Below are 25,532 nucleotides of genomic sequence, written 5' to 3'. Positions count from 1 at the left end.
AACCATCAGCCTTTCAGGCTGTCCAGATCCTGTACGTTAATGCTCTGGCGGTTGCGGAAAATCAGCACCATAATCGCCAGCCCGATAGCGGATTCAGCCGCGGCAACAGTCAGAATAAAAAACACGAAAATCTGTCCGGCGCTATCACCGAGATAACGGGAAAAGGCGACAAAGTTAAAATTCACCGCCAGCAGCATCAGTTCGATGGACATCAGAAGAACCAACACGTTTTTGCGGTTCATGAAAATGCCCATGGCCGAGATAGCAAATAAGATGGCGCTGAGTACCAAATAATGAGTTAAGGTAATCATGCTTTCTGCTCCCCTTCTGATGTTTCTTCTTTGTTATCGTCAGCTGATGCAGCAACTTCAGGCTGCATTTTCACCATACGGAAGCGGTCTTTAGCCTGTACCTTAACCTGCTCAGCCGGATTGGTACGACGTGGGTTGTGTGTTTGCCGATGCACCAGAGCAATAGCAGCCACCATACCCAATACCAGCAATATGGCTGCTAGCTCAAACGGCAGCAGATAAGTGGTGTAAATCTGCATACCCAGATCGCGTACATTACTGTAGTCAGCAGGAAGTGGATTGTCGCTACCGAGATGTGCCAGATCAAGTTGTGGATTGACCAGAATGACAATGAGCAGTGCGGCGGTCAGTATCCCCACCAATGCAGCAATCGGCGCATGACGCCAGAAACCGGCGCGCATTTGTTCGATATCGATGTTGAGCATCATGATAACAAACAGGAACAGCACCATCACGGCACCTACATACACCACCACCAGCACGATGCCGAGGAACTCAGCCTGCATCAAAATCCACATCATGGCACTGGCACAGAAGGTCAGCACCAGAAACAGCACTGCATGTACTGGATTTTTAGCAATTACAGTATTAATGGCACCAAGCAGTATAACCGCTGCAAATACATAAAACAGAATTAAGGGTAAATTCATGATCACCTCTTAACGATAGGGTGCATCAGCGGCTTTGCATTTGGCGATGTCTTCTTCATAGCGATCGCCAATGGCCAGCAACATGGGTTTAGTGAAATATAAGTCACCGCGTTTTTCGCCGTGATATTCGAAAATACGGGTTTCGACAATGGCGTCTACCGGACAGGCTTCCTCACAGAAACCGCAGAAGATACATTTGGTCAGATCGATATCGTAGCGGGTGGTACGGCGTGTACCATCCTCACGTTTTTCTGACTCAATATTAATTGCCATAGCTGGACATACAGCCTCGCAGAGTTTGCAGGCAATGCAGCGTTCTTCGCCGTTGGGATAGCGTCGCTGTGCATGCAGCCCACGAAAGCGAACTGATTGCGGAGTTTTTTCTTCCGGAAAATAAATGGTTTCTTTACGTGCAAAAAAGTTTTTTAACGTCACTTTCATGCCCGCAAGCAACTCGGTCATCAGAAAAGTTTTAATTATATTTGCCATATCAGTGCCTCTCCCTGTTTAACGCCATAAAGACAGGGGTGAAATCATCCACAATCCTAAAATAATCACGGCGACAATGGTGACCGGAATCAATACTTTCCAGCCCAGACGCATAATCTGGTCATAGCGGTAACGCGGAAACGTTGCCCGTATCCACAGATAGAAATACAGCACGAGTGCCATTTTCAGGAACATCCACAATACACTCGGAGTACCAATGAAGCCCCAACTTTGCGGAAAGGGTGATAACCAGCCGCCAAAGAACAACAAAGCTGTTAACGCGGCCACCAGAATCATAAAAATATATTCCGCCAGAAAGAATAAGGCGAAAGCGAAACCGGAATATTCAACATGGAAACCGGCAACAATTTCTGATTCACCTTCGGCCACATCAAACGGGGCGCGGTTGGTTTCGGCCACGGCCGAAATCAGATACACCACAAATAACGGAAATAATGGCAGCCAGTTCCACGAGAAAATGGAACCACCAGCTATACCTTTAGCTTGCGCCATGACGATATCGTGAAAATCCATACTGCCAGACACCATAATCACTCCAATCAGGGCAAATCCCATGGCTATTTCATAGGAAATGGTCTGAGCAGAAGCACGCATGGCGCCAAGAAAGGCGTATTTGGAGTTGGATGCCCAGCCCGCAATGATGACACCATATACCGACAATGACGAAATCATGAGAATATAGAGCAGGCCGGCATTGATGCGGGTAAGAAACCAAGTTTCGCTAAACGGAATCACTGCCCAAGCGGCAAAAGCAGGCATCAGCGACATCATCGGGCCGATATAAAACAAAGCTTTATTGGCCTGTGACGGGCGGGTCACTTCTTTAAATAAGAGTTTTAATACATCGGCAAAAGGCTGGATTAAACCATAAGGTCCGGTCACATTCGGACCGACGCGCAACTGCATGTAACCAATGACTTTACGCTCAAAATAAGTCAGGTAGGCAACGGTGATAATCAGCGGCAACATGATGATGACAATCTTGACGATTACAGACACCAGTAAACCGAAGTCGTTGCCTAATAATTGTTGAAACCACGCTTGCATGATTATCCTTTACTCAATTCCACAGTGGTCAATAAAGCACCCAGCTGCCAGTTACTCTGATGCAGTGGCAGCAGCAGTACGTTTTCAGGCAGGGTATCGTCCGCGGCTACGCTGACCGCTACCGCATCATTGTTCTGTTTCGCCCATGCCGTATCGCCATTTGTCAGCCCCAGTGCACTAAGCGTATGGCTGTGTGCTCGCGCAGCAGGCACGGCAGCATGTACTGTGTTCTGCAAAGGAGCTGAACGGCGCACAATGCCATCGGTGGCATACAGGCTAACGCCGCCGATTCGTACCAAACTGATAGCAGGATTGCTAGTGGCAACCGGCTGAATTTGGTTATTCAGCAAAGCAGGTAACTGGTTTTTGTCCACTGCATCAGCCAGAATCTGCTGCGTGTTTTCATACTCAAAACCCGGCAGTTCAAGGACGTTGCCAAGTACCCGCAGTACTTTCCACAATGGTCTGGCTTCTCCATACGCCTGTACCACACCATGGAACGATTGCAGCCGACCTTCCATATTGATAAAGCTGCCAGAAGTTTCGGTAAATGGGGTGATCGGCAGCATCACATCGGCCACTTCGCGCAATACGGCACTATCATATGCGGTGAATGCCATGACTGTCTGTGCCTGTTTCAGCGCGGCAATAGCGGCAGCACCATTGGCCACATCCATATCTGGTTCCACATTCAGCAGCATCACGGCCTGTTTCGGCTGAGTAATTTGCGCGGCAATACTGTGTTCGGCCGTTTTAGCCGCCACGCCCACTATTTCAGCACCAATACTGTTCGCTGCTTGCGGCAAAACACCAAGAATACTGCCAGTTGCTTCTGCCAGATCCTGTGCTGCAGCATAAACGGCAGCGGCATCAGAATGATTAAGGACATCAGCGCCCAGAATAATGCTGGTTTTCTCCGCTTTTAATAACGCCAGCCCTACTTCACTGTTTAGTGCATTGCTTAGCCAGTCTATCCACTGATAAGGATGCAGGCTGACTTGAGCCAGTAAAGGCATGAATAGTTCTTCTTGGGCTGCAGCCAGTACTGCCACCTGTGTGCCGTTTTTGGTGGCTTGCCGGATGCGAGCGGTGAGTAATGGCTGCTCCTGACGCAGGCGGGCACCAACAATCAAAATTACTTCGTTGGCCGCTAGCTGCTCAATGTTCTGTCCCAGCCACTGCGCCCCTTTTGCAGCTGCGCCCAGTCGCCCATCTAGCGCTCGTAGACGACTATCAACAGCAGTGATGCCCAGTCCTTGAGCCAGTTTGCCGGCCAAATGCATTTCTTCCACAGTATTGGCAGGATTGACCCACATGCCAATTGCTTCGCTGCCAAAATCGTGGCTGACACCATGTAAGCCCTTGGCCACATAATCCAGTGCAGTTTGCCAGTCGACGGTATGCCACTGGTTATCCTGTTTGATTTGCGGTTGGGTTAAGCGTTCCTGATACAGTCCTGCATAAGAAAAGCGGTCGCGGTCACTGAGCCAGCATTCATTAATGGCTTCGTTTTCCAGTGGCAACACACGGCGCACTGTATGGTCTTTGGTCTGCACAATTAGATTACTGCCCAGCGCATCATGGGCAGAAATGGATTTCCGTCGGCTCAGCTCCCATGAACGGCTGTCAAAACGGAATGGTTTGCTGGTTAAAGCACCAACTGGACATAAGTCAATGACGTTGCCAGACAGTTCGGTTTCCAGTGTTTTGCCATTAAAGGGAGCAATTTCAGAATGTTCACCACGATTTTTCATCGCCAGCTCCTGTTTACCGGCGATTTCTTCAGTAAAACGGATGCAGCGGGTACAATGAATGCAGCGGCTCATTTCGGCAGCCGACACCAACGGCCCCATCTCTTTACCGGCAACAGCATGTTTGGCTTCGCTGTAACGACTGGCGCCTTTGCCATAGCCCATGGATAAATCCTGCAGCAAGCACTCACCACCCTGATCACAAATCGGGCAATCCAGCGGGTGATTAATCAGCAGAAACTCCATTACCCCTTTTTGGGCATCTTTCGTCAATTTAGAATCGGTTTTCACCACCATACCATCGGTTACCGGTGTGGCACAGGCAGGCAACGGTTTGCGTGACTTTTCCACCTCAACCAGACACATTCGGCAGTTGGCGGCGATGGACAATTTTTTGTGATAGCAAAAGTGCGGAATGAACGTTCCGGCCTGACGGGCGGCTTCTATCACCGTACTACCCTGCTCGACAGAAAGTTGTTTACCGTCAATTTGAATTTGTAACATAGGTTCGCAATCCTAACTAAGCAGATAGTGCCTTAGCACCAGCGATGTTCTTTCATGGGTTTGCCGTGTTCGATGTAGTGCTCAAACTCGGGGCGGAAATGCTTCATAAAGCCCTGAATCGGCATCACCGCCGCATCCGCCAACGCGCAGATTGTACGCCCCGAAATATTATTACCGAGTGACTCCAGCAAATCTAAATCCTCCGGCCGTCCTTTACCCGAGGTAATACGGTGGATAATGCGATACAGCCATCCTGTACCTTCACGACATGGGGTACATTGGCCGCATGATTCTTCAAAATAGAAGTAACTTAGCCGCTCCAATGCTTTAACCATACAAACGTCTTCATCCATGACAATCACTGCACCGGATCCAAGCATAGAACCAGCTTTGGCAATGGCGTCATAATCCATCGTAATTTCCATCATGACATCAGCCGGCAGTACCGGTGCGGAGGAGCCACCTGGAATCACTGCTTTCAGCTTTTTGCCATTGCGCATGCCACCGCACATATCGAGTAAATCTCTAAACGGTGTGCCCAGCGGTATTTCGTAGTTACCGGGACGTTCTACATGGCCGGAAACTGAAAATAGCTTGGTACCGCCATTATTTGGAATACCCTTATCCGCAAATTGCTGGCCACCATCGCGAATAATAAACGGCACCGAAGAGAACGTTTCTGTGTTATTGACAGTAGTGGGCTTGCCATATAAGCCATAGGAAGCCGGAAATGGTGGTTTGAAGCGCGGCTGACCTTTTTTGCCTTCCAGTGACTCCAGCAGAGCGGTTTCTTCGCCGCAAATATAAGCACCATAGCCATGATGGGCATGTAACTCAAAGCTGAAATCACTGCCCAGAATATTTTGCCCGAGGAAACCAGCATCTCGCGCCTGCTGTAAAGCAGTTTCAAAGCGTAGATAGCTTTCGAAGATTTCGCCGTGAATATAGTTATAGCCGGTAGCCGCACCCATCGCATAACCACCAATAATCATGCCTTCAATCAGGGCATGAGGATTGTAATCAATGATATCCCGGTCTTTAAATGTACCGGGCTCACCTTCATCGGTATTGCAGACGATGTATTTGGTACCTGGAAACGAACGCGGCATGAAACTCCATTTCAGTCCAGTCGGAAAGCCGGCGCCGCCACGTCCACGCAGGCCAGATGTTTTCAGCTCGGCTATCACATCGTCCTGCGGTATTCTGTCATGAATGATTTTTTTTAGTGCTTGATAGCCGCCGCGGGCTAAATAGGCTTCCAGCGTCCAGCATTCCGGATCAGTTGTATCAACCTGATTGAAAATTACGCCATTTTGATACATTGCCATCAGTTCAACTCCGCCAGTTTCGCTTCGATGGCTTCTTCGCTCATAAAGCTACACATTTTATGATTGTTCACTAACAGCACCGGCGCATCACCACAGGCACCCATGCACTCGCCTTCTAAAAGTGTGTATTTGCCGTCAGCAGTGGTTTCGCCATAGCGAATACCAAGGCGCTTTTGCAGATATTCACCGGCATTGACACCACCACGCAATGCACAGGGAAGATTGGTGCATACGGTGAGTTTATATTTACCTACCGGCTGGAGGTTATACATATTGTAAAAAGTAGCCACTTCTAATGCTTGAGCCGGCGGGATGCCGATGTAGTCTGCTACTTCCTCAATGGTTTCTGGCTGTAACCAGCCCTTTTCTGTCTGAGCGATGCGCAGGGCTGACATAATGGCACTGCGACGCTGGTCGGCCGGATATTTGGCCAGTTCTGTATCAATCTGTTTTAAACTCTCAGCGGACAACATTATCTATCCACCTCCCCAAATACAATATCCTGAGTACCAATAATGGCGACCACGTCTGCAAGCATATGGCCGCGTGCCATTTCATCCATACCTTGTAAATGGGCAAAGCCCGGTGCACGGATTTTCATGCGATAAGGTTTGTTGGCACCATCTGAAATCAGATACACACCAAACTCCCCTTTCGGATGCTCAGTGGGCACATAAACTTCACCCTCCGGCACATGCATCCCTTCGGTAAACAGCTTGAAGTGGTGAATCAATTCTTCCATCCCGTCTTTCATAGCGGTACGATGTGGCGGCGCCACGGTATGATCATCCGTAATTACCGGCCCGGGATTGGTTCTGAGCCAGTCAACACACTGGCGGATAATGCGGTTAGCTTGCCGCATTTCATGAATGCGACACAGATAACGGTCGTAGCAGTCACCATTGATGCCGACCGGAATATCGAAATCCATAGCGGCATAGGCATCATAAGGCTGTTTCTTACGAATATCCCACTCTATACCGGAGCCACGGAGCATCACGCCGGTAAAACCTTTCTGCATGGCTCGCTCTGGTGAAACCACACCAATACCAACTGTACGCTGTTTCCAGATGCGATTATCGGTAAGCAGATTTTCATATTCATCCACGCAGGCTGGGAACCGATTAGTAAAGTCTTCAATGAAGTCTAGCAAGGTGCCTTCACGGCTAGCGTTGAGTTTTTGCAATACTTTGGCGTTACGGTATTTGCTGGATTCATACTTAGGCATGAAATCCGGCAGGTCACGGTAAACGCCGCCTGGACGGAAATAAGCAGCATGCATGCGTGCACCGGATACCGCCTCGTAAATATCCATTAGGTCTTCACGTTCGCGAAATGCATACAGAAACACAGTCATGGCGCCGATATCCAGTGCATGCGAACCGATACCCATGAGATGGTTGAGGATTCGAGTAATTTCGGCAAACATCACGCGAATATATTGAGCGCGAATGGGTACATCAATATTCAGCAGACGTTCAACAGACAGACAGTAGGCCTGTTCATTACACATCATGGATACATAATCCAGACGATCCATGTACGGCAATGCCTGAAGATAGGTGCGTGATTCAGCTAATTTTTCCGTACCACGGTGTAATAGCCCGATATGTGGATCGGCACGAACGATATTTTCACCATCCATTTCCAGAATCAGGCGCAACACGCCATGTGCAGCCGGATGCTGCGGCCCGAAATTAATGGTGTAATTGCGTAATTTAGACACCGTACTGCTCCTCTCTCACCACGCGCGGCGTGACTTCACGCGGTTCAATCGTTACCGGCTGATAAATCACGCGGCCTTCGGCCTCGTCATAGCGCATTTCCACATAGCCGGAAACCGGAAAATCTTTACGAAATGGGTGACCGACAAAGCCATAGTCAGTCAAAATTCGGCGTAAGTCGGGATGGTTGTTAAACAGGATGCCGAACATATCAAACGCTTCGCGTTCATACCAGTTGGCACCGTTATAAATGTCCACAACAGAATCAACGGTAGGAAAATCTTCCGTCTCTGCCCATACACGCACGCGAACGCGCCAGTTATTGCTGATTGACAGTAAATGGCTCACAACGGCAAAACGTTTGCCTTCCCATGGTTCATTTTTGTAGCTCTGATAATCCACACCACATAAATCAATCAGAGTTTCGAATTTAAGTTCTTGGTGGTCTCGCAGGGTTTGCATCAGTTGGTGATAATCTGCGGCGGCGCAATCCAGCGTCAGCTCACCGCGATCCAGACAGTAACGTACTTTATCGCCGAAAGTGGTTTCACACACGGCCTTCAGTATTGCTATATCTGCCATATTTTCCTCACTTTCAGACCCGCGCTATGGTGGCGGTACGCTTTATTTTCAGCTGCAATTGCAACAGACCATAAACCAGTGCTTCTGCTGTAGGCGGGCAGCCAGGTACATACACATCGACCGGCACAATACGGTCGCAGCCGCGCACTACCGAATAGGAATAATGGTAATAACCGCCACCATTGGCGCAGGAACCCATTGACAATACCCAGCGCGGCTCTGCCATCTGGTCATAAACTCGGCGCAAGGCAGGCGCCATTTTGTTACATAAGGTACCGGCCACAATCATAAGGTCAGACTGGCGCGGCGACGGACGGAAAATAATGCCGAAGCGGTCTAGGTCATAACGGGCAGCACCGGCCTGCATCATCTCTACAGCACAACAGGCCAGCCCAAAAGTAGCCGGCCACAATGAACCGGTACGCACGTAGTTAAGTACGGTATCGGCAGTAGTTGTGACAAAACCTTTTTTTAAAACGCCTTCTATTCCCATTCCAGAGCGCCTTTTTTCCATTCATAAACAAAGCCGATAACCAGAATCAGCAAAAACACCATCATCGACCAGAAGCCATAGGCACCAAGCTCTTTAAACACCACGGCCCACGGCACCATAAAGGCCACTTCCAGATCAAAGAGGATGAATAAAATGGCCACCAGATAGTAGCGCACATCAAATTTCATACGTGCGTTTTCAAACGCTTCGAAACCGCACTCAAACGGTTCCTGCTTCATTTTATACGGGCGATTTGGTCCCAGTAACAGACCCAGAGAAATAAAAAGAACTCCGGCAGCAAAGCCAACCAGAACAAATATTAAGATGGGGAAATAATTCGCCAACATAATTGCGCCGACCTTATGCAAATATTGGTAAAATTGATGTATTGTAACTAATTTCGAACGTTATTAAAAGTACGTATTACATTAAACAGAAATAAAAAAATAATGTTTTCAATAATATAATGATAATTGTTATCATTAATATCTTCGAACAATTACTTGTTAATTTTCTATATTTTTTTCTGCTAAAGAAAACCGAATATCAATTATAAAATTTTTTATTAATCCCTGTTAGTTACAATTTTGCGCTATAAATATCACTTTTAGATAATTCTAATAACATAATTAAGAGGGTTGAGAGTACGCCCCGCTGTTTAACTTGAATTAAATTCTTTTAATCGATATTTTTCATTTGTTAAGCTTAACGTTTTTAACTATACATAACATCTTTACTAGCCTAAAATATAATTTCTTGATAAATAAATAACTTACAAATATGCCATATACTCCACACCGTCTGCCAGATGATTGCAGCAATATGAATGAAATCCGTAGCGAAATTGATAACATTGATTATGCGATCATTCAGTTATTGTCCATCCGTTTCGGTTATGTCAAAGCAGCCAGTAAATTTAAAAAAAATACTGCCGATGTTCAAGCCAGTGAACGTTTTAAAAGCATGCTTGAAAAACGCCAGCACTGGGCAGAAAAGCAAGGTCTAAACGGAGAGGTAATCAAAACGCTGTACTCTGATTTGGTTAAATATTTTATTGCCGAAGAATTGAAAGAATTTGAACGCAAGTAATACGCTTACTTTACTCATCAAGAAAGTAAAATACTGAGCTGTTTATTCTGCTTCGGCACGCCGGAAATCACGTATCCGGAAACCCAATGCGAAAAGAGCACCGAAGTACAAGACAATTCCGGCCGCTATCAAGACACTTAGCTGACCTACTTTTATCAGTCCGCCACTATGCCAATTAAATGGCAAATAATGCTGCAAGAGCCACAGACCGCTTCCCATAATGATCAATGCCATTACCAGCCGCAGCAGAAAACGCATCCATCCTGCTGTGGGTGTATACAGTTTCTGCCGCCGTAATAGAATATACAACAGCCCAGCATTGATACAGGCACCTAAGCTGATGGCCAGAGCCAGACCAACATGATGCAGTTTCCACACAAACAGTAGATTCATTAACTGCGTCATGCATAAGGTGAAAATCGCGATTTTGACTGGCGTTTTTATGTTTTGACGCGCATAAAAACCTGGTGCCAATACCTTTATCAAAATCAGGCCAATTAGACCAACAGAATAGGCCACCAATGCGCCTTGTGTCATCAGTGCATCATATTCATTGAACTCTCGGTACATAAACAGCGTCGCTACCAATGGAAAGGACAAAACCGCCATACCCACAGCTGCCGGCAAAGTGAGCAGCATACATAGACGCAACCCCCAGTCGAGTAAAGCGGAAAAACTGGCAATGTCATTAGTGGCAGAGTGCTTAGACAGAGTGGGCAGTAGAATTGTTCCCAGTGCTACGCCCAGTACGCCCGTCGGCAACTCCATTAGGCGATCGGCGTAATACATCCACGATACTGAACCCGATTGCAGATAGGAAGCAAAGATGGTGTTAATCACTAAAGATATCTGCGCCACTGATACACCAAGAATGGCCGGTGCCATTTGCTTTAAAACACGGTTTACGGCCTTGTCCCTAAGTTTAAGCTTAGGCATGGCCAGAAAACCCAGCCTAAATAAATATGGTAGTTGATACAGCAGCTGCAACAATCCTCCTACAAATACTGCCCATGCCAGAGCCAGTACCGGCGGATGAAAATATGGTGCCAGCCATAAAGCAAATACAATAAAGGAGATATTCAAAAATGTGGGGGTAAAAGCCGGCACACTGAACTGATGATAGGTATTGAGTACGCTGCCAACCAGTGAAGACAACGAAATCAAAAATATATATGGGAATGTGATCCGCAATAGCTGGACAGAAAGTGCAAACTTATCGGTATCTTGTTGAAAACCAGGCGCAGAAATATAAATTACCACTGGCGCAGCCAGAATCCCGATGGCTGTCACGATTATTAGCACAAATGACAGCAATCCGGCCACATGCTGCACAAAAGCCCGCGTTGCTTCTGGTGAACGCGTCTCGCGGTACTCAGCCAGTATCGGCACAAAGGCCTGTGAAAAGGCGCCTTCGGCAAAAATACGGCGCAACAGATTGGGGAGTTTAAACGCCACAAAAAATGCATCTGTTGCCATGCCCGCACCAAAGCTGCGGGCTATTATGGTGTCGCGGATGAAACCTAGCACACGTGACAACATGGTCATGCTGCTGACTTTGGCCAGAGTACGCAGTAAATTCATCGATTGCACCAACTAAAAACAAAGGCGAAAGTGTACACCGGAATGGCTACCGATTCTATACGGCCAGAATTGAGCTCAAACGGATGGCACCAATCTGCCAAAACGTGCTATTCAGCATCAAATACAATTCAAACAAAAATTAACAGTTTACAAATAGTCACGAATATGGTTATAAGAGTGAATGACTTCTGGTAACAGAGATTTTGATTCATTTAAAGTGACTTAAGGAGCACCCGGTGAAAGTAGGTTTTGTTGGCTGGCGCGGCATGGTGGGTTCGGTATTGATGCAGCGCATGCAGGAAGAAAATGATTTTCAGAACATTGCTGATGCGTATTTTTTCACGACGTCAGCTGCAGGTGCGGCAGCGCCGGATTTTGGTCAGACAGCTAAAATTTTGCTGGACGCGCATAATCTGGAAGCTCTGGCACAAATGGATATTATTGTTACCTGTCAAGGTGGTGATTATACAAAAGCTGTGCATCAGCCATTGCGTGAACAAGGCTGGCAGGGTTTCTGGATTGATGCTGCCTCTACCCTGCGTATGAGTGATAAAGCCGTTATCGTACTTGACCCAGTCAACCGTGCTGTAATTGATACTGCATTATCTAGTGGAATCAAAGATTTTGTAGGTGGTAATTGTACAGTATCACTAATGTTGATGGCTCTTGGCGGTCTGTTTGAGCAAGATTTAATAGAATGGGCTACCAGCATGACCTATCAGGCAGCTTCCGGAGCTGGTGCTCAAAATATGCGCGAGCTGATCAGTGCCATGGGTGCAATTGAATCACAGGTTAGTACCGAGCTGGCCGATCCGGCCAGTGCTATTCTGTCCATCGACCGCAAAGTAGCCGATTTTCTGCGCAGCGATGCTTATCCGCAGACACAATTTGGCGTACCGTTGGCCGGAAGCCTGATTCCTTGGATTGATGCCGATCTGGGTAATGGCCAGTCAAAGGAAGAGTGGAAAGGTGCCGTGGAAACCAATAAGATTTTAGGTCGTAGTACCCAACCACTGGTGATTGATGGATTGTGCGTACGTGTGGGTGCCATGCGTTGCCACAGTCAGGCGCTAACTATAAAACTGAAACAGGATTTACCGGTCTCTGAAATTGAACGTATTTTGGCGTCAGCTAATGACTGGGTAAAAGTCGTGCCGAATGAAAAAAATGCCTCCATGCACGAGCTGACACCTGCGGCTGTTACCGGCACATTAACTGTACCTGTTGGACGTATTCGCAAAATGGGTATGGGCGGTGATTACATTAGTGCATTTACCGTTGGCGACCAGCTTTTATGGGGTGCCGCAGAACCCATCCGGCGCATGTTGCAAATTGTTCTACACAGCAGATAAATATACAGTAGCAAGTTGGATAATATTTACTTGTCCTGTATTCATAACAGGGGGGTTTATATTTAATTACCCTGTTTTTTTCTGAGTGCATTCATAATCGCAATCTGTTCAGATCAATGCGAGAGCATCAATATAAATTCAGCCAGTCCGTATTAAAAGACTGGCTGAAATTCAACGTAGTTTTAGTTCACTCAAAACGATTATGGTGTAAGCTCATCATGTTCACTACTATTTAGTATGGCTTGATCCGTTTGGTGTAGCCACTGGCTGGTTAAGGTACCGGCGGTCATGGCGCCACTAACATTCAATGCCGTGCGACCCATATCAATTAAAGGTTCCACCGAAATTAGTAACGCAACTAGTGTAATCGGCAAGCCCATTGCCGGTAATACAATCAAAGCAGCAAAAGTCGCACCACCACCCACACCTGCAACCCCAACTGAGCTGATGGTTACTATTCCAACTAGGGAAGCTATCCACCAAGGGTCAAGCGGATTAATTCCTACTGTTGGTGCAACCATAGTAGCCAGCATGGCTGGATACAAGCCAGCACAGCCATTCTGCCCGATGGTTGCACCAAAAGAAGCAGCGAAACCAGCAATCGACTTTGGCACACCTAGGCGTTGTGTCTGTGCCTCGACATTTAGTGGAATAGAAGCAGCACTGGAGCGGCTAGTAAAGGCAAATGTCAGCACCGGCCAAACCTTCTGTAGATATTTTATTGGATTGATACCAGAAACCCCTAGCAACAAACCATGTACCATAAACATTAATGCCAATCCCAAATAAGACACCAGTACAAAAGCCCCAAGCTTGATAATATCTTGTAAATTGGAAGCGGCCACTACTTTTGTCATTAACGCCAGCACGCCATAGGGAGTTAATAACATGACGATCCGAACCAGCTTCATAATCCAACTTTGCAACGTATCTATAGCCAGCAATACTCTTTCACCTTTAGCGGCATCATCTTTCAAAAGTTTCAATGCCGCTATACCTAAAAATGCAGCAAAAATCACAACACTGATAATAGAAGTTGGATTTGCTCCAGTTAAATCAGCAAAGGGATTTTTCGGAATAAATGAAAGAAGCAGTTGTGGTACGGTTAAATCGGCTACCTTTCCAACATAATTTGTTTGAATTGCAATATAACGTGCAGTTTCTGCCTCACCCTGAATCAAACCGTTTGCAGTCAATCCAAACAAGCTGGTAAGAAGAGTTCCTATTAGGGCCGCAATAGCCGTAGTCAGCAACAATACACCTATCGTCATCAGGCTGATTTTGCCCAGCTGTGTGGCATTATGTAAACGCGCTACCGCACTCAGAATAGAAGCAAATACTAGCGGCATCACTACCATCTGTAAAAGCTGAACATAACCATTACCAATTACATTAATCCACTGCAATGAAGCATCAACAGCTGGACTGGCTGTGCCGTATACAAGCTGTAGCCCCAGCCCGAATAAAATACCCAGAATCATACCCAGCAATACTTTTCTGGAAAGACTCCATCTGGCAGATTGCGTTCGGCCAAGCACCCATAATAACAATGCGAACACTATCGTGTTCGCAAGCACAGATAAATTCATTTTATACTCCTGAACTGGCAAAACTTCAGCCAGCGTTTAATACAAATTGCTTATCAAGGATACGTAAATCTTCTCAGCTTGTGAAATAGCCCTTATGCATTCATTTATTCCTTTTTATTATATGTTAAAAGCATAGTAACCGCTGTATTAGTCCTGTTTAGCTGCCTGAATACAAGATTTTTTTGTTATCATGCACACGTTTTGCTGAAGTCACTCCTATTTTCTGTTTCAGCTTTTAATAATGTCTATATCCTGTTTGATTGGTGATATCTATGTCTGTTTATACCAGTGTCAGCGATGATGAAATGCGCACTTTTCTGCGCGATTATCACTTGGGTCGATTTATTGGTTTGCAAGGTATCGCTCAAGGGGTAACCAACAGTAATTACTTCGTTACCACCACACAGGGACGTTATGTATTAACAGTATTTGAAGCCATGACCCAAGCTGAACTGCCTTTTTTTCTGGATCTTACCCAGCATCTCAGTGCTCATGATGTAGCTTGTCCTGCTCCCATTGCCCGAATAGACGGCCGGTTGGATAGTACGCTTGCAAGCAAGCCAGCCTGTTTGGTTACTTGCTTGTCTGGCAAAGACACCAGTAGCCCTTCTGAGCAGCAATGCTTCCATACAGGAGCCATGCTGGCGAAAATGCATTTGGCCGGAACTGAATTTCCACAAACAATGCCTAATCCACGCTACATAAGCTGGTGGCACGAAGCCAGCAATCGGCTCTTACCGTTTCTAAATGAAGAAGATAAGCATCTATTGCTAGAAGAAATTGCTTTTTTTGATACTCATAATCGTGCGGATTTACCAGAAGGCATTATCCATGCCGATCTATTCCGTGATAATGTTTTGTTGGACGGGGAGCAGGTAGCCGGATTTATTGATTTCTATTATGCATGTAATGGCAACTTCATGTACGACCTTGCTATTGCAGTAAACGATTGGGCTCGACGAGCAGACAATCATCTTAATCAGAATCTCCAGCAAGCTTTTTTCCGTGGATATGAAAGCATACGAACACTAACCACTGATGAAAAAGATTATTTCCCGATTGCACAACGGGCAGCATGTATCCGTTTCTGGGTTTCACGCCTGCTTGATTATCATTTTCCGCAAGTTGGCGAAATCACCTTCATCAAGGATCCAAATGTATTCCGTGATTTATTGCTAAGCTTACGCCAGTAATATTTTATATATGCCATTAACATATATAAAATATATTACTTTCAAACTTCCCAATAAAAAGCAAAGAATATACGGAAGAATTTTTTATCTTAAGAAAAGTTCATTTATTAAATAATTTATCAATCGAATAATTTATCAGCTTATTTAAAAAATAATTAACCATTCAATTTTTTGCTGCTTTTTATTCAATGTTTATTCAAATGTTTTCTCTTAGTTTTTGTCTTATTATAATTAATAGTGAATTAAGCCAACCAGATAACTTCAGCATTAACCAACCATTTTTATCAAAAACTTTGAATTTTTGAAATATTTATATTAAGAAAACTACATCTATTCGTATCGAATCTGTGCGATGGCATCAGATAAAAACAAAATCAAGAATTTTCACATAAAAAAATATTATTGTTGCGCCCTAGCGATAATTAATACTACTGAAAGAATCTGTTCTGAATCATGATCAACCAAATTTTTGAAAAAAGAATTAACTTTTATACACCATCGTCAATAATATAATTTATTATCAATAAATCTGCTAAATTAGCTTTTGAATCCCTAAAACAATAATTTTTAGATGAATAGTATATAAAATCTTGAATATTAATTATTTAATATTCATAAAGATAGTCATTTGCATAATTATTATTGCTGACTATAATGACTTTTATTAACCATAAGAATTTTATTAAAACAACATACAGAGGCATAATGAACACACATAAATCAAAGCGTTCCGTCGCCAAAATCATCACATCGATCATATTATGGCTAGCTACTCTTTATTTGCTTATAGGAGGAATCTGGTTAATTAGTCTGGGCGGTTCCGCTTATTATGCAATCCTAGCAATCGCACTTGGTTTGTTCACCGTTCTATATCAGCGTAATTGCAGCAATAGCCTGTGGTGGTTCGCGATAATCCTCATTGCCACACTTGATTGGGGATTATCGGAATCCGGTACAGACTTTTGGGCACTGGCACCACGTTTTGACATTCTGTTTTTACTAGGTCTGTGGCTACTGTTACCATGGCCAACACGCCAATTAGCTACCAAACGCAGTGGCCAAGCTGCCATTGCCATTGGATTGATAGTTATTCTGGGTATCATGCTTTACAGCATTAATCATGACCCACAGGAAATCAACGGTACCATTTCGCGTGCCCAGCCAGAACCTGCAGTAGACCCAAATGGCGTAGCAGCAGAAGACTGGCCCGCCTATGGCCGTACACAAGGCGGCACACGCTATTCCCCTTTAACTCAAATCAATACCAATAACGTTAATCAGCTTAAAGTAGCCTGGACCTATCACACCGGTGATTTCAAAACTAATAACGACTCAGCAGAAACAACTAATGAGCTGACACCAATTAAAATCGGTAACAAGCTATTCATTTGTACACCACATCAGTTTCTGGATGCCCTCGATGCCACAACAGGTAAAAGACTTTGGCGTTTTGATCCAAAGTTACGCAGCAATAAAACCTTTCAACATCTTACTTGCCGTGGTGTCAGCTATTACGACGCGACCAAAGCTAAGCAAAATGAAACCACTCCTTCTACTTTATGTCCACGAAAAGTCCTTTTACCGGTTAATGATGGACGATTAATTGCAGTTAATGCCGACAATGGACAAAAATGTCAGGACTTTGGCAATAACGGCGAAATCAACCTTCAAGCCAAAATGCCTTATGCATATTTAGGTGGCTACAATCCTACTTCACCGCCGGTAGTGACACCCAGCACTATTATCATTGGTGGGTCTGTTACTGATAATCTCTCCACAAAAGAGCCCTCTGGTGTCATCCGTGGTTATGATGCCAACAATGGCCATCTGAAATGGATATTTGATACTGGTGCACAAAATCCGAATGCCATGCCGGGTGAAAATACTACTTTTGTGCATAATTCTCCCAATGCATGGGCACCTTTAGCCTATGACCAGCAAAGGAATATTGTTTATATACCTACTGGAGTAGGTACACCAGATATCTGGGGAGGAAATCGAGATAAACTCAAAGAACGGTATGCTAATTCCATCGTGGCACTAAATGCCTCCACCGGAAAACTTATTTGGCATTTTCAGACCACTCATCACGATTTATGGGATATGGATGTGCCGGCTCAACCATCATTAATGGATGTAACACTACCTTCAGGAAAACGAGTACCAGCCATTTATATTTTGACTAAAACTGGTAATATTTTTGTGCTTAATCGTGAAACTGGACAACCCATTGTTCCCATTACCGAAAAATCAGTACCGCAAACCTTAAAACGTGGCAATCCGACAAAAGGCGAGCACTATGCAGCAACTCAGCCATTCTCAGCACTAAGTCTGACACCACAAGGTAAACTCACTGATAAGGATATGTGGGGTGCAACCATGTTCGATCAGCTTGTCTGCCGAATTCAATTTAAACGTCTAAATTATGATGGCATTTATACTCCACCTTCTGAAAATGGCACGCTCGTATTTCCCGGAAATCTAGGTGTGTTTGAATGGGGTGGTATATCTGTGAATCAAGATCGTCAGATTGCACTAATGAATCCGATTGGACTACCTTTCATTTCTCGCCTGATACCAACCAATCCAAACAGAGCACAGCAAGAACAAGGTGCAGGCACAGAAAACGGTATGCAACCCATGTATGGGGTACCTTATGGAGTAGAAATCAATCCTTTCCTATCTCCGATTGGCTTACCCTGCAAACAACCAGCCTGGGGATTTATTAGCGGCGTAGATTTACAAACTAATAAAGTAGTCTGGAAAAAACGTATCGGAACGATACGCGATAGCCTACCGAAACTGTTTGAACTGCCTCCGATGAAAATCGGTGTACCAGGGCTTGGCGGTTCAATATCTACTGCAGGTAATGTAATGTTTGTCAGTGCCACCCAAGATGATTATCTACGTGCCTTCGACACTAGTAATGGTCAATTATTATGGCAGGCTCGCTTACCAGCAGGTGGTCAAGCAACACCTATGACCTATGCTGTTAATGGCAAACAATACATTGTACAAATGGCTGGCGGTCATGGTTCATTTGGTACAAAAATGGGTGATACATTAATTGCCTACACCCTGCCATAAGTTTTAAAAAACACGGATAATCTGATTACTGACTGTTCATACTCAAATCAGACAAATATAAACAAAAAAGACATGTTAAAACATGTCTTTTTTTTAGCCCTTGCAAAATTCAGACGACGATATTAACCAAACGTTTTGGCACCACAATTACTTTTTTCGGCGTTCTTCCTTCAACAAAACGCTGTACAGATGGCTCAGCCAATGCCGCGGCCTGTGCTGCATCATTACTGATATCAGCTGCAACGGTAATCTGTCCACGCAGCTTACCATTTACCTGCACCATTAAGGTTATTTCGTCTTGTACCAGTGCAGCTTCATCCACACGCGGCCATGCTGCTTCCCACAGCGTTTTCTGCGTAGACACCTCATTCCACAATATTTCACATACATGAGGCACAATCGGCCACAGCAGGCGCAACACGGATTCCAACACCTCTTGAGCTACTGTACGTCCTAGCTCTGAACTGCAATCGGTACGATCATATTGATTAAGCAGTTCCATCACTGCAGCAATAGCAGTATTGAACTGCTGGCGACGGCCATAGTCATCGGTTACCTTGGCTATCGTGGTGTGTAATTTTAGACGCAATGCTTTCAGTTCAGCGGACAACCCATCCTGACTACCTGAAAATGCCTTTACACTGGTACCTTGCTGCAAGTACTCATACACCGTACGCCATAAACGCCGTAGGAAGCGGTGTGCACCATCTACACCTGCATCAGACCATTCCAGCGATTGTTCTGGTGGTGCAGCAAACATCATAAACAAACGCGCTGTATCTGCTCCATAACGGTCGATCAGCTCTTGGGGATCGACACCGTTATTTTTAGATTTAGACATTTTCTCAATGCCGCCAATACAAACAGGTTTGCCATCTGCTTTTAAAGTTGCCTCCAGTGGTCTACCCTTATCATCACGCTTCAAGTCCACATCTTGTGGCGCAATCCATTCTTTACTACCATTCGCACCCTCACGGTAATAGGTTTCACAAACTACCATACCCTGAGTAAGCAGACGTGCAAATGGTTCATCTACATTTAACAACCCTTCATCGCGCATTAATTTAGTAAAGAAGCGCGCATATAACAAGTGCAAAATTGCATGTTCAATCCCACCAATATACTGGTCAGCATTCAACCAGTAATTAGCAGCCTCTTTATCCACCATAGCTGTATCACATTGCGGCGAAGCATAGCGTATCGCATACCAGCTGGATTCAACAAACGTATCCATAGTATCGGTCTCGCGGCGAGCGGGCTTTCCACAGCACGGACAATTGGTTTCATAAAATTCCGGCATTCTGGTCAAAGGTGATCCAGCACCATCAGGAACAACATTTTCTGGTAATACTACAGGCAGCTGATCTTCCGGCACCGTAACATCACCACAATCATCACAATGAATAACCGGAATCGGACAGCCCCAGTAACGCTGGCGAGAAATACCCCAGTCGCGCAGACGGTATTGCGTTTTCGGTGCACCAGCATTTTTCGCCTGCAAAATTTCACCTATACGTTCAAACGCTGCCTGAAAATCTAAGCCGTCCAATTCACCACTGTTAATACATTGCGTCTGCTCCTTACGACCACACCATTCCTGCCAAGCTTGCGTATTGAATTCATCATCAGCCTGAGTAGAAGCAATTACCTGCTTAATCGGCAAGCGATACTTAGTGGCAAATTCAAAATCACGCTCATCATGAGCCGGAACTGCCATCACAGCACCATCACCGTAACCCCATAGCACATAATTAGCTACCCACACCGGCAGTACATCACCGTTCAGAGGATTAACAGCAAACCGACCTGTCGGCATACCTTTCTTTTCCATCGTAGCCATATCAGCTTCTGCAACTGAACCAGCCTTACACTCAGCAATAAACTGCTGTAAATCTGGATTATCAATAGCTGCAGCAGTGGCTAGAGGATGTTCTGCTGCTACCGCAATGTAAGTTGCACCCATCAGCGTATCTGGACGTGTAGTGTAGACCTGCACATAGTCAGCATACTCACCGCTCAAACCGGCCTTACTGTCATCAGATAGTGCAAACCGAACCTGCATACCATGCGACTTACCAATCCAATTGCGTTGCATGGTTTTAACCTGCTCAGGCCAATGATCCAGTGTATCCAGCCCATTAAGCAGCTCTTCAGCATAATCTGTAATTTTAAAGTAGTACATCGGTATTTCGCGTTTTTCCACAATCGCACCAGAACGCCAACCACGCCCATCTACTACTTGTTCATTAGCCAATACAGTCTGATCTACCGGATCCCAGTTAACCGTACCGTTTTTCTTATAAATAATGCCTTTTTGAAACAAACGCACAAACAGCCATTGTTCCCAGCGATAATACTCTGGTGTACATGTCGCAATTTCCCGACCCCAGTCAATCGCAAAGCCCAGACTTTGCAACTGTTTTTTCATATAAGCAATATTGTCATACGTCCATTGGGCGGGCGCCACTTGATGCTTCATTGCTGCATTTTCAGCCGGCAAGCCAAATGCATCCCACCCCATCGGCTGCATAACATTAAAACCATTAAGCAAACGATAACGGCTCAATACATCACCAATTGTGTAGTTACGCACATGTCCCATATGTAACTTACCAGAAGGATAAGGGAACATCGACAGACAATAATATTTGGGTTTAGGACTAAAATCTTCAGCGTTAAATAAGCGGTATTCCTGCCAGCGTGCCTGCGCTGCGGGTTCAATTTTCTCAGGACAGTATTGTTCTTGCATCATGAATCATCAATTTATTGTATAAAAATAGACCGCTATTATAACAGCTTACTCCAGACACCAACTTGCAATTAATTACTTTAGTAAGATAGTAGATTCCTTCAACTCTTCGATATTGAAAACATACTATGTAATCAATCAATTTAAATAATATATTCACATATCATACACTTATCTAAAAAAACCACCGATACCAAGGGAGAGAATATCGGTGGACAATTTGCGGGAAAACACTACTTACTCAATACTGACTGTCAGGCAACAACAATATTGATAAAATAATTATATTAATCCGAGCATTAAACGCAGTTAATCTATGCTAAGTCAAACAAAAGAATTTGTTTTATTCCACAGAATCAGCCAATTCATGTGAAGAATTAAATTTTTTTAGTAATTTTAATGCCTTATCAGGATCATCATTGCGCAGAATTTTCTGCACCTCATTTTCCAGCATTAACAAATCACTTTGAATAATCTGATTTTTTACTGCTAGAATGTTATTCGCATTCATCGAAAAACGACGTAACCCCATCGCCATAAGCAGACGCGTATACTGGGCATCTCCGGCCATTTCTCCGCAAATCGACACTGGTTTATTTAACCGTACAGCAGTACGGATAACATGTAATAGCAGCTTAAGCACTGCAGGATGACCAGGCTGATATAAATAACTAACACTTTCATCATTACGATCAGCAGCCAATGTATACTGAATCAAATCATTGGTACCCACAGACACAAAATCAATCAGTTTCAGAATAGAATTCACAGTTAAAGCAGCTGAGGGTATTTCTATCATCGCGCCGACCTGAATTTTTTCATCAAACTTTTGAAAACGGTCATTTAACTGCTGTTTAGCAGTATTCAGATGAGTTAGGCATTGTTGAATTTCAGTGACTGACGAAATCATTGGCCACATCATGCGTACAGGACCAAGAACAGCAGCTCTCATAATAGCCCTCATCTGAGTACGAAACATCACAGGTTCTGCCAAACATAATCGAATTCCAGTCAGACCTAGGGCTGGATTCATCGTATGACTGGGTCCAAACCAACGCGGATTCTTATCAACACCCAAATCAATAGTGCGTATAGTTAATGGTTTACCTTTCAGCCTTTTTACCACGTCAGCATATTCTGTATATAGCTCTTCTTCTGTCGGTAATGCATCCCGATTTAGGTAAAAAAATTCACTGCGGTACAGCCCGATACCATCTACACCCAGATTATTTAATGATTTAATATCATTAACACTTTCAATATTGCCTAAAAGCTCTATATTGATGCCATCTAGGGTTGTTGCCGCCGTATTTTTTAGTTTATTTAATTGCCGTTTTAGACTACGAAATTCGCGTAAACGCCGACGATATTCTTTTAAAATAACATCATCAGGCGCAATAATGACTACGCCCATAGAACCGTCAACTATTATCAATTCATCTTCATTAATTAACTCACGGGCATATCCAAGCGCAATTACTGATGGAATATCTAGACTACGCCCCAAAATAGCTGTGTGACTAGTTGGACCACCAGCATCTGTAACAAAAGCAGCAATACGGCTGTCTTTAAAAAAGACGGTATCTGCCGGTGATAAATCATGTGCAACCAGAATCGTATCTTCTTCAAAGTCCTCGGCTTCAGTTACAACTTCTGTAGATAGTCCTATCAGATTTTTAAAAATACGCTCAACCACCTGCAACATATCTTGTTTACGCGCGCGCAGATAATTATCTTCAATTGCATCAAACTGTTCAGCTAACTTATCTGTTTGTAACTTTAAAGCCCATTCAGCATTAATACACTTTTCTTTAATAATATCAACAGGCTCTCGAGACAGACTGACATCTCCAAGCAGCATCAGATGCAAAGAAATAAACGCGCCTAGTTCCGAAGGTGCATTTTGAGGAATATCGGTGCGTAGCTGTTCTAACTGACGGCGTGTCGTTTTAATAGCCTGCTCATAGCGGGCAATTTCTGCTGGAATTTCTTCTATGGATAAATCGCGATGAGGGACATCGTCCATCCCACGTACGACTAAATGAGCCCGTCCAATAGCTACTCCGGTTCCTACTGCCACACCATGCAGCACTATACACATTATTCGTCTTCACCAAAATAATTGTTAATCAGTTCAACTAATGCCTGCATCGCCTGATTTTCATCTACTCCATCTGTTTCCAGCTCAATAACACTACCCTGCGCGGCAGCTAGCATCATCAGACCCATAATACTTTTACCATTCACTCGCCGGCTTTTCCGTGTTACCCACACTTCACACTGAAAACTACTGGCCACCTGAGTAAATCTATTCGAAGCTCGTGCATGCAAACCTAGCTTATTAACAATTTCAATTTCCTTTTTTATCATGTTAGGGCTCATCCTGATTAGATATAGTCATAATACCGGCGATAGCAGCTGCTTTAACATCATCAGCAAATTTATGCACATCTTCTGCTTTAGTAAAATTTTGCAGTGCTTTGATTAACATAGGAGCATTCAAACCAGTAAGTAAAATAACATCTTCTCGCTGAATCAGCCGGCGTACCAAATTGCACGGCGTAGCTCCAAATATATCTGTCAAAATCAGTACACCATGGCCATAATCCAAAGCGGCCAGTTTCTCTACCACCTCTTTATGTATATTTTCTATTAAATCGCTGCTACGTACCCCGATTAATGAAACTTTTTCAGGTACAGATCCAAAAATATGCTGAATTAACTGCATATTTGCCTGTCCCACAGTCTCATGGGTTACAATCATCAAACCTATCATCGTATAACCTATTACAATTACAGCTCCAAGTGTACCGAATATTTCTCACATACGAAAAATAATTGCACCTGCTATCGCTGCCCAGTAAAAATAAGCTAAAACTCAACTGAATATCATTTTTTCGAAAACTTATCATACTTGTCTTATAGCAGAAAGAGAAATATTGAAAGAAAAAGATTCAGGTTTTAAGCTTTATCCACAAGATGGGTATTTTAGTCAAAATTCTTAATATACAACCGATATCAATTTTCAATGAAAAATTCTTAAGTTCTTGAAATGCTCAGTTTTTAATAATTTATTATTTAATAAATCTTTTGGTCAAAATTATTGTTAAGATATTTTGTATCATACTTAGTTTCAGATATTTATGATTTCAAATCAAATTATCTAACCGAGACGTACGGCACGCGCAATTACACAGAATTTGACTACAGCAACAGCAGGCAAGCAATCTATTTCCTCTTTGGCCGGGAAACGACCGGCCTGCCGCAGGAGTTCGCACAGGCCAGAGCAGATCACTGCCTGCGTATCCCTCAGACTTCCCATATCCGCTCATTGAATCTATCCAACGCAGCGGCCATTGTGTTGTACGAAGCGCTACGGCAGCAGGGGTTCGCTGGTTTGTCTTAACCAGTTGCGTTTCCATTTAGCACAAAGCAAAGAACCCAGTAGATAGTCTACTGGGTTCTTCTTAATGGGTGTCTGGCGGTGTCCTACTTTCACATGGGCATCCATACTATCATCGGCGCTAGGTCGTTTCACGGTCCTGTTCGGGATGGGAAGGCGTGGGACCAACCCGCTATGGCCGCCAGACTTTAAACTGTCAAATCAGAAAGCCTTAATCTTGGTGATGCTTGTATTCTCATCAGTAAGCTTTATCATTTACCTTGCACACCTTCTGTGTGCGAAGTCCTTCAAATGATAGAGTCAAGCCTCACGAGCAATTAGTATCGGTTAGCTCCAAGTGTTACCACTCTTCCACACCCGACCTATCAACGTCCTGGTCTCGAACGTCTCTTCAGAGGGATTAAATCCCTAGGGAAGTCTCATCTTCAGGCGAGTTTCACGCTTAGATGCTTTCAGCGTTTATCTCTTCCGAACTTAGCTACCCGGCGATGCGACTGGCGTCACAACCGGTACACCAGAGGTTCGTCCACTCCGGTCCTCTCGTACTAGGAGCAGCCCCCGTCAAACTTCCAACGCCCACTGCAGATAG

At 44.5% G+C, this 25,532-nt stretch carries 22 protein-coding genes and 2 rRNA genes; 5 read left to right on the top strand and 19 right to left on the bottom strand.

The features are described 5' to 3' along the window. Window positions 1-5: 5 nt before the first annotated feature. Genes nuoK through BHC43_RS03065 form a run of 11 tightly spaced genes read right to left on the bottom strand, consistent with a single transcriptional unit; the run spans window position 6 to window position 9,247 of the window. Window positions 6-311 (bottom strand): NADH-quinone oxidoreductase subunit NuoK, encoded by a 306-nt coding sequence (gene nuoK, locus BHC43_RS03115; protein WP_100141439.1) that lies wholly within the window; start codon window positions 309-311, stop codon window positions 6-8. Continuing rightward, window positions 308-961, bottom strand: coding sequence for an NADH-quinone oxidoreductase subunit J (locus BHC43_RS03110; RefSeq protein WP_100141440.1), 654 nt, complete (start codon window positions 959-961; stop codon window positions 308-310). Before BHC43_RS03110 ends, nuoK begins: the two co-directional genes overlap by 4 nt. A gap of 9 nt (window positions 962-970) precedes the next feature. Next, window positions 971-1,450 (bottom strand): NADH-quinone oxidoreductase subunit NuoI, encoded by a 480-nt coding sequence (gene nuoI / locus BHC43_RS03105; RefSeq protein ID WP_100141441.1) that lies wholly within the window; start codon window positions 1,448-1,450, stop codon window positions 971-973. A gap of 18 nt (window positions 1,451-1,468) precedes the next feature. Beyond that, window positions 1,469-2,518 (bottom strand): NADH-quinone oxidoreductase subunit NuoH, encoded by a 1,050-nt coding sequence (gene nuoH / locus BHC43_RS03100; protein WP_100156494.1) that lies wholly within the window; start codon window positions 2,516-2,518, stop codon window positions 1,469-1,471. A gap of 2 nt (window positions 2,519-2,520) precedes the next feature. After that, window positions 2,521-4,773, bottom strand: a complete 2,253-nt coding sequence (gene nuoG / locus BHC43_RS03095) for an NADH-quinone oxidoreductase subunit NuoG (RefSeq protein ID WP_100156493.1) — start codon at window positions 4,771-4,773, stop codon at window positions 2,521-2,523. Window positions 4,774-4,805: 32 nt separating this feature from the next. Then, entirely contained in the window at window positions 4,806-6,101 is a 1,296-nt protein-coding gene (gene nuoF / locus BHC43_RS03090; protein WP_100151421.1) for an NADH-quinone oxidoreductase subunit NuoF, read from the bottom strand. Then, a complete protein-coding gene (gene nuoE / locus BHC43_RS03085; RefSeq protein ID WP_100141445.1) occupies window positions 6,101-6,574 on the bottom strand; it encodes an NADH-quinone oxidoreductase subunit NuoE in 474 nt (157 codons plus the stop codon). The genes nuoF and nuoE overlap by 1 nt, the downstream gene beginning before the upstream one ends. Beyond that, window positions 6,574-7,827, bottom strand: coding sequence for an NADH-quinone oxidoreductase subunit D (locus tag BHC43_RS03080; RefSeq protein WP_100151420.1), 1,254 nt, complete (start codon window positions 7,825-7,827; stop codon window positions 6,574-6,576). The genes nuoE and BHC43_RS03080 overlap by 1 nt, the downstream gene beginning before the upstream one ends. Then, entirely contained in the window at window positions 7,820-8,407 is a 588-nt protein-coding gene (locus BHC43_RS03075; RefSeq protein ID WP_100156492.1) for an NADH-quinone oxidoreductase subunit C, read from the bottom strand. The genes BHC43_RS03080 and BHC43_RS03075 overlap by 8 nt, the downstream gene beginning before the upstream one ends. A gap of 13 nt (window positions 8,408-8,420) precedes the next feature. Beyond that, on the bottom strand, window positions 8,421-8,900 hold the full coding sequence (locus BHC43_RS03070) for a NuoB/complex I 20 kDa subunit family protein (protein ID WP_037407271.1): 480 nt from the start codon (window positions 8,898-8,900) through the stop codon (window positions 8,421-8,423). Then, on the bottom strand, window positions 8,891-9,247 hold the full coding sequence (locus BHC43_RS03065; RefSeq protein ID WP_100090213.1) for an NADH-quinone oxidoreductase subunit A: 357 nt from the start codon (window positions 9,245-9,247) through the stop codon (window positions 8,891-8,893). The genes BHC43_RS03070 and BHC43_RS03065 overlap by 10 nt, the downstream gene beginning before the upstream one ends. A gap of 475 nt (window positions 9,248-9,722) precedes the next feature. Here BHC43_RS03065 and BHC43_RS03060 point away from each other — a divergent pair, with 475 nt between their 5' ends. After that, the gene (locus BHC43_RS03060; protein ID WP_218966448.1) at window positions 9,723-9,989 is read left to right on the top strand and encodes a chorismate mutase; all 267 of its coding nucleotides are present in this window, start codon (window positions 9,723-9,725) and stop codon (window positions 9,987-9,989) included. A 42-nt stretch (window positions 9,990-10,031) separates the two neighbouring features. On the opposite strand, the gene murJ is transcribed toward BHC43_RS03060, so the two are convergent. Continuing rightward, window positions 10,032-11,570, bottom strand: a complete 1,539-nt coding sequence (gene murJ / locus BHC43_RS03055; RefSeq protein ID WP_100156490.1) for a murein biosynthesis integral membrane protein MurJ — start codon at window positions 11,568-11,570, stop codon at window positions 10,032-10,034. Window positions 11,571-11,806: 236 nt separating this feature from the next. On the opposite strand from murJ, the gene asd reads away from it, so the two are divergent. Beyond that, entirely contained in the window at window positions 11,807-12,922 is a 1,116-nt protein-coding gene (gene asd, locus BHC43_RS03050; RefSeq protein WP_100156489.1) for an aspartate-semialdehyde dehydrogenase, read from the top strand. Window positions 12,923-13,122: 200 nt separating this feature from the next. On the opposite strand, the gene BHC43_RS03045 is transcribed toward asd, so the two are convergent. Further along, the gene (locus BHC43_RS03045) at window positions 13,123-14,511 is read right to left on the bottom strand and encodes an L-cystine transporter (RefSeq protein WP_100151417.1); all 1,389 of its coding nucleotides are present in this window, start codon (window positions 14,509-14,511) and stop codon (window positions 13,123-13,125) included. Window positions 14,512-14,783: 272 nt separating this feature from the next. Here BHC43_RS03045 and thrB point away from each other — a divergent pair, with 272 nt between their 5' ends. Both thrB and BHC43_RS03035 read left to right on the top strand, forming a co-directional pair. Continuing rightward, window positions 14,784-15,704 carry a homoserine kinase gene (thrB, locus tag BHC43_RS03040; protein ID WP_100156488.1) on the top strand — a complete coding sequence of 307 codons (921 nt, stop codon included), beginning with the start codon at window positions 14,784-14,786 and terminating at the stop codon, window positions 15,702-15,704. 705 nt (window positions 15,705-16,409) lie between these two features. Then, a complete protein-coding gene (locus BHC43_RS03035; protein ID WP_100156487.1) occupies window positions 16,410-18,791 on the top strand; it encodes a glucose/quinate/shikimate family membrane-bound PQQ-dependent dehydrogenase in 2,382 nt (793 codons plus the stop codon). A gap of 109 nt (window positions 18,792-18,900) precedes the next feature. On the opposite strand, the gene leuS is transcribed toward BHC43_RS03035, so the two are convergent. The 4 genes from leuS to BHC43_RS03015 all read right to left on the bottom strand — a co-directional run bounded on the left by leuS (window position 18,901) and on the right by BHC43_RS03015 (window position 24,304). Next, window positions 18,901-21,540 (bottom strand): leucine--tRNA ligase, encoded by a 2,640-nt coding sequence (leuS, locus tag BHC43_RS03030; RefSeq protein WP_100156503.1) that lies wholly within the window; start codon window positions 21,538-21,540, stop codon window positions 18,901-18,903. Between the two features lie 343 nt (window positions 21,541-21,883). Further along, entirely contained in the window at window positions 21,884-23,641 is a 1,758-nt protein-coding gene (gene ptsP, locus BHC43_RS03025) for a phosphoenolpyruvate--protein phosphotransferase (protein ID WP_100141454.1), read from the bottom strand. Beyond that, a complete protein-coding gene (locus BHC43_RS03020) occupies window positions 23,641-23,910 on the bottom strand; it encodes an HPr family phosphocarrier protein (RefSeq protein WP_100141455.1) in 270 nt (89 codons plus the stop codon). Before BHC43_RS03020 ends, ptsP begins: the two co-directional genes overlap by 1 nt. Before the next feature lies 1 nt (window position 23,911). Continuing rightward, window positions 23,912-24,304 (bottom strand): PTS sugar transporter subunit IIA, encoded by a 393-nt coding sequence (locus tag BHC43_RS03015; RefSeq protein ID WP_180296789.1) that lies wholly within the window; start codon window positions 24,302-24,304, stop codon window positions 23,912-23,914. Window positions 24,305-24,643: 339 nt separating this feature from the next. Between BHC43_RS03015 and BHC43_RS03010 the strand changes: the two genes are divergently transcribed. Beyond that, the gene (locus BHC43_RS03010; RefSeq protein ID WP_306807694.1) at window positions 24,644-24,946 is read left to right on the top strand and encodes a tRNA (cytidine(34)-2'-O)-methyltransferase; all 303 of its coding nucleotides are present in this window, start codon (window positions 24,644-24,646) and stop codon (window positions 24,944-24,946) included. Window positions 24,947-25,016: 70 nt separating this feature from the next. Here the strand turns inward: BHC43_RS03010 and rrf are convergent. Then, window positions 25,017-25,129: ribosomal RNA gene (gene rrf, locus BHC43_RS03005) — 5S ribosomal RNA — on the bottom strand. Between the two features lie 110 nt (window positions 25,130-25,239). Next, window positions 25,240-25,532, bottom strand: a 23S ribosomal RNA gene (locus tag BHC43_RS03000); the annotation flags it as partial.

Origin of the sequence: Snodgrassella alvi, assembly GCF_002777855.1 — a bacterium.
Classification (GTDB): domain Bacteria; phylum Pseudomonadota; class Gammaproteobacteria; order Burkholderiales; family Neisseriaceae; genus Snodgrassella; species Snodgrassella alvi_E.
This window is presented reverse-complemented; position numbering and strand designations above follow the sequence as displayed.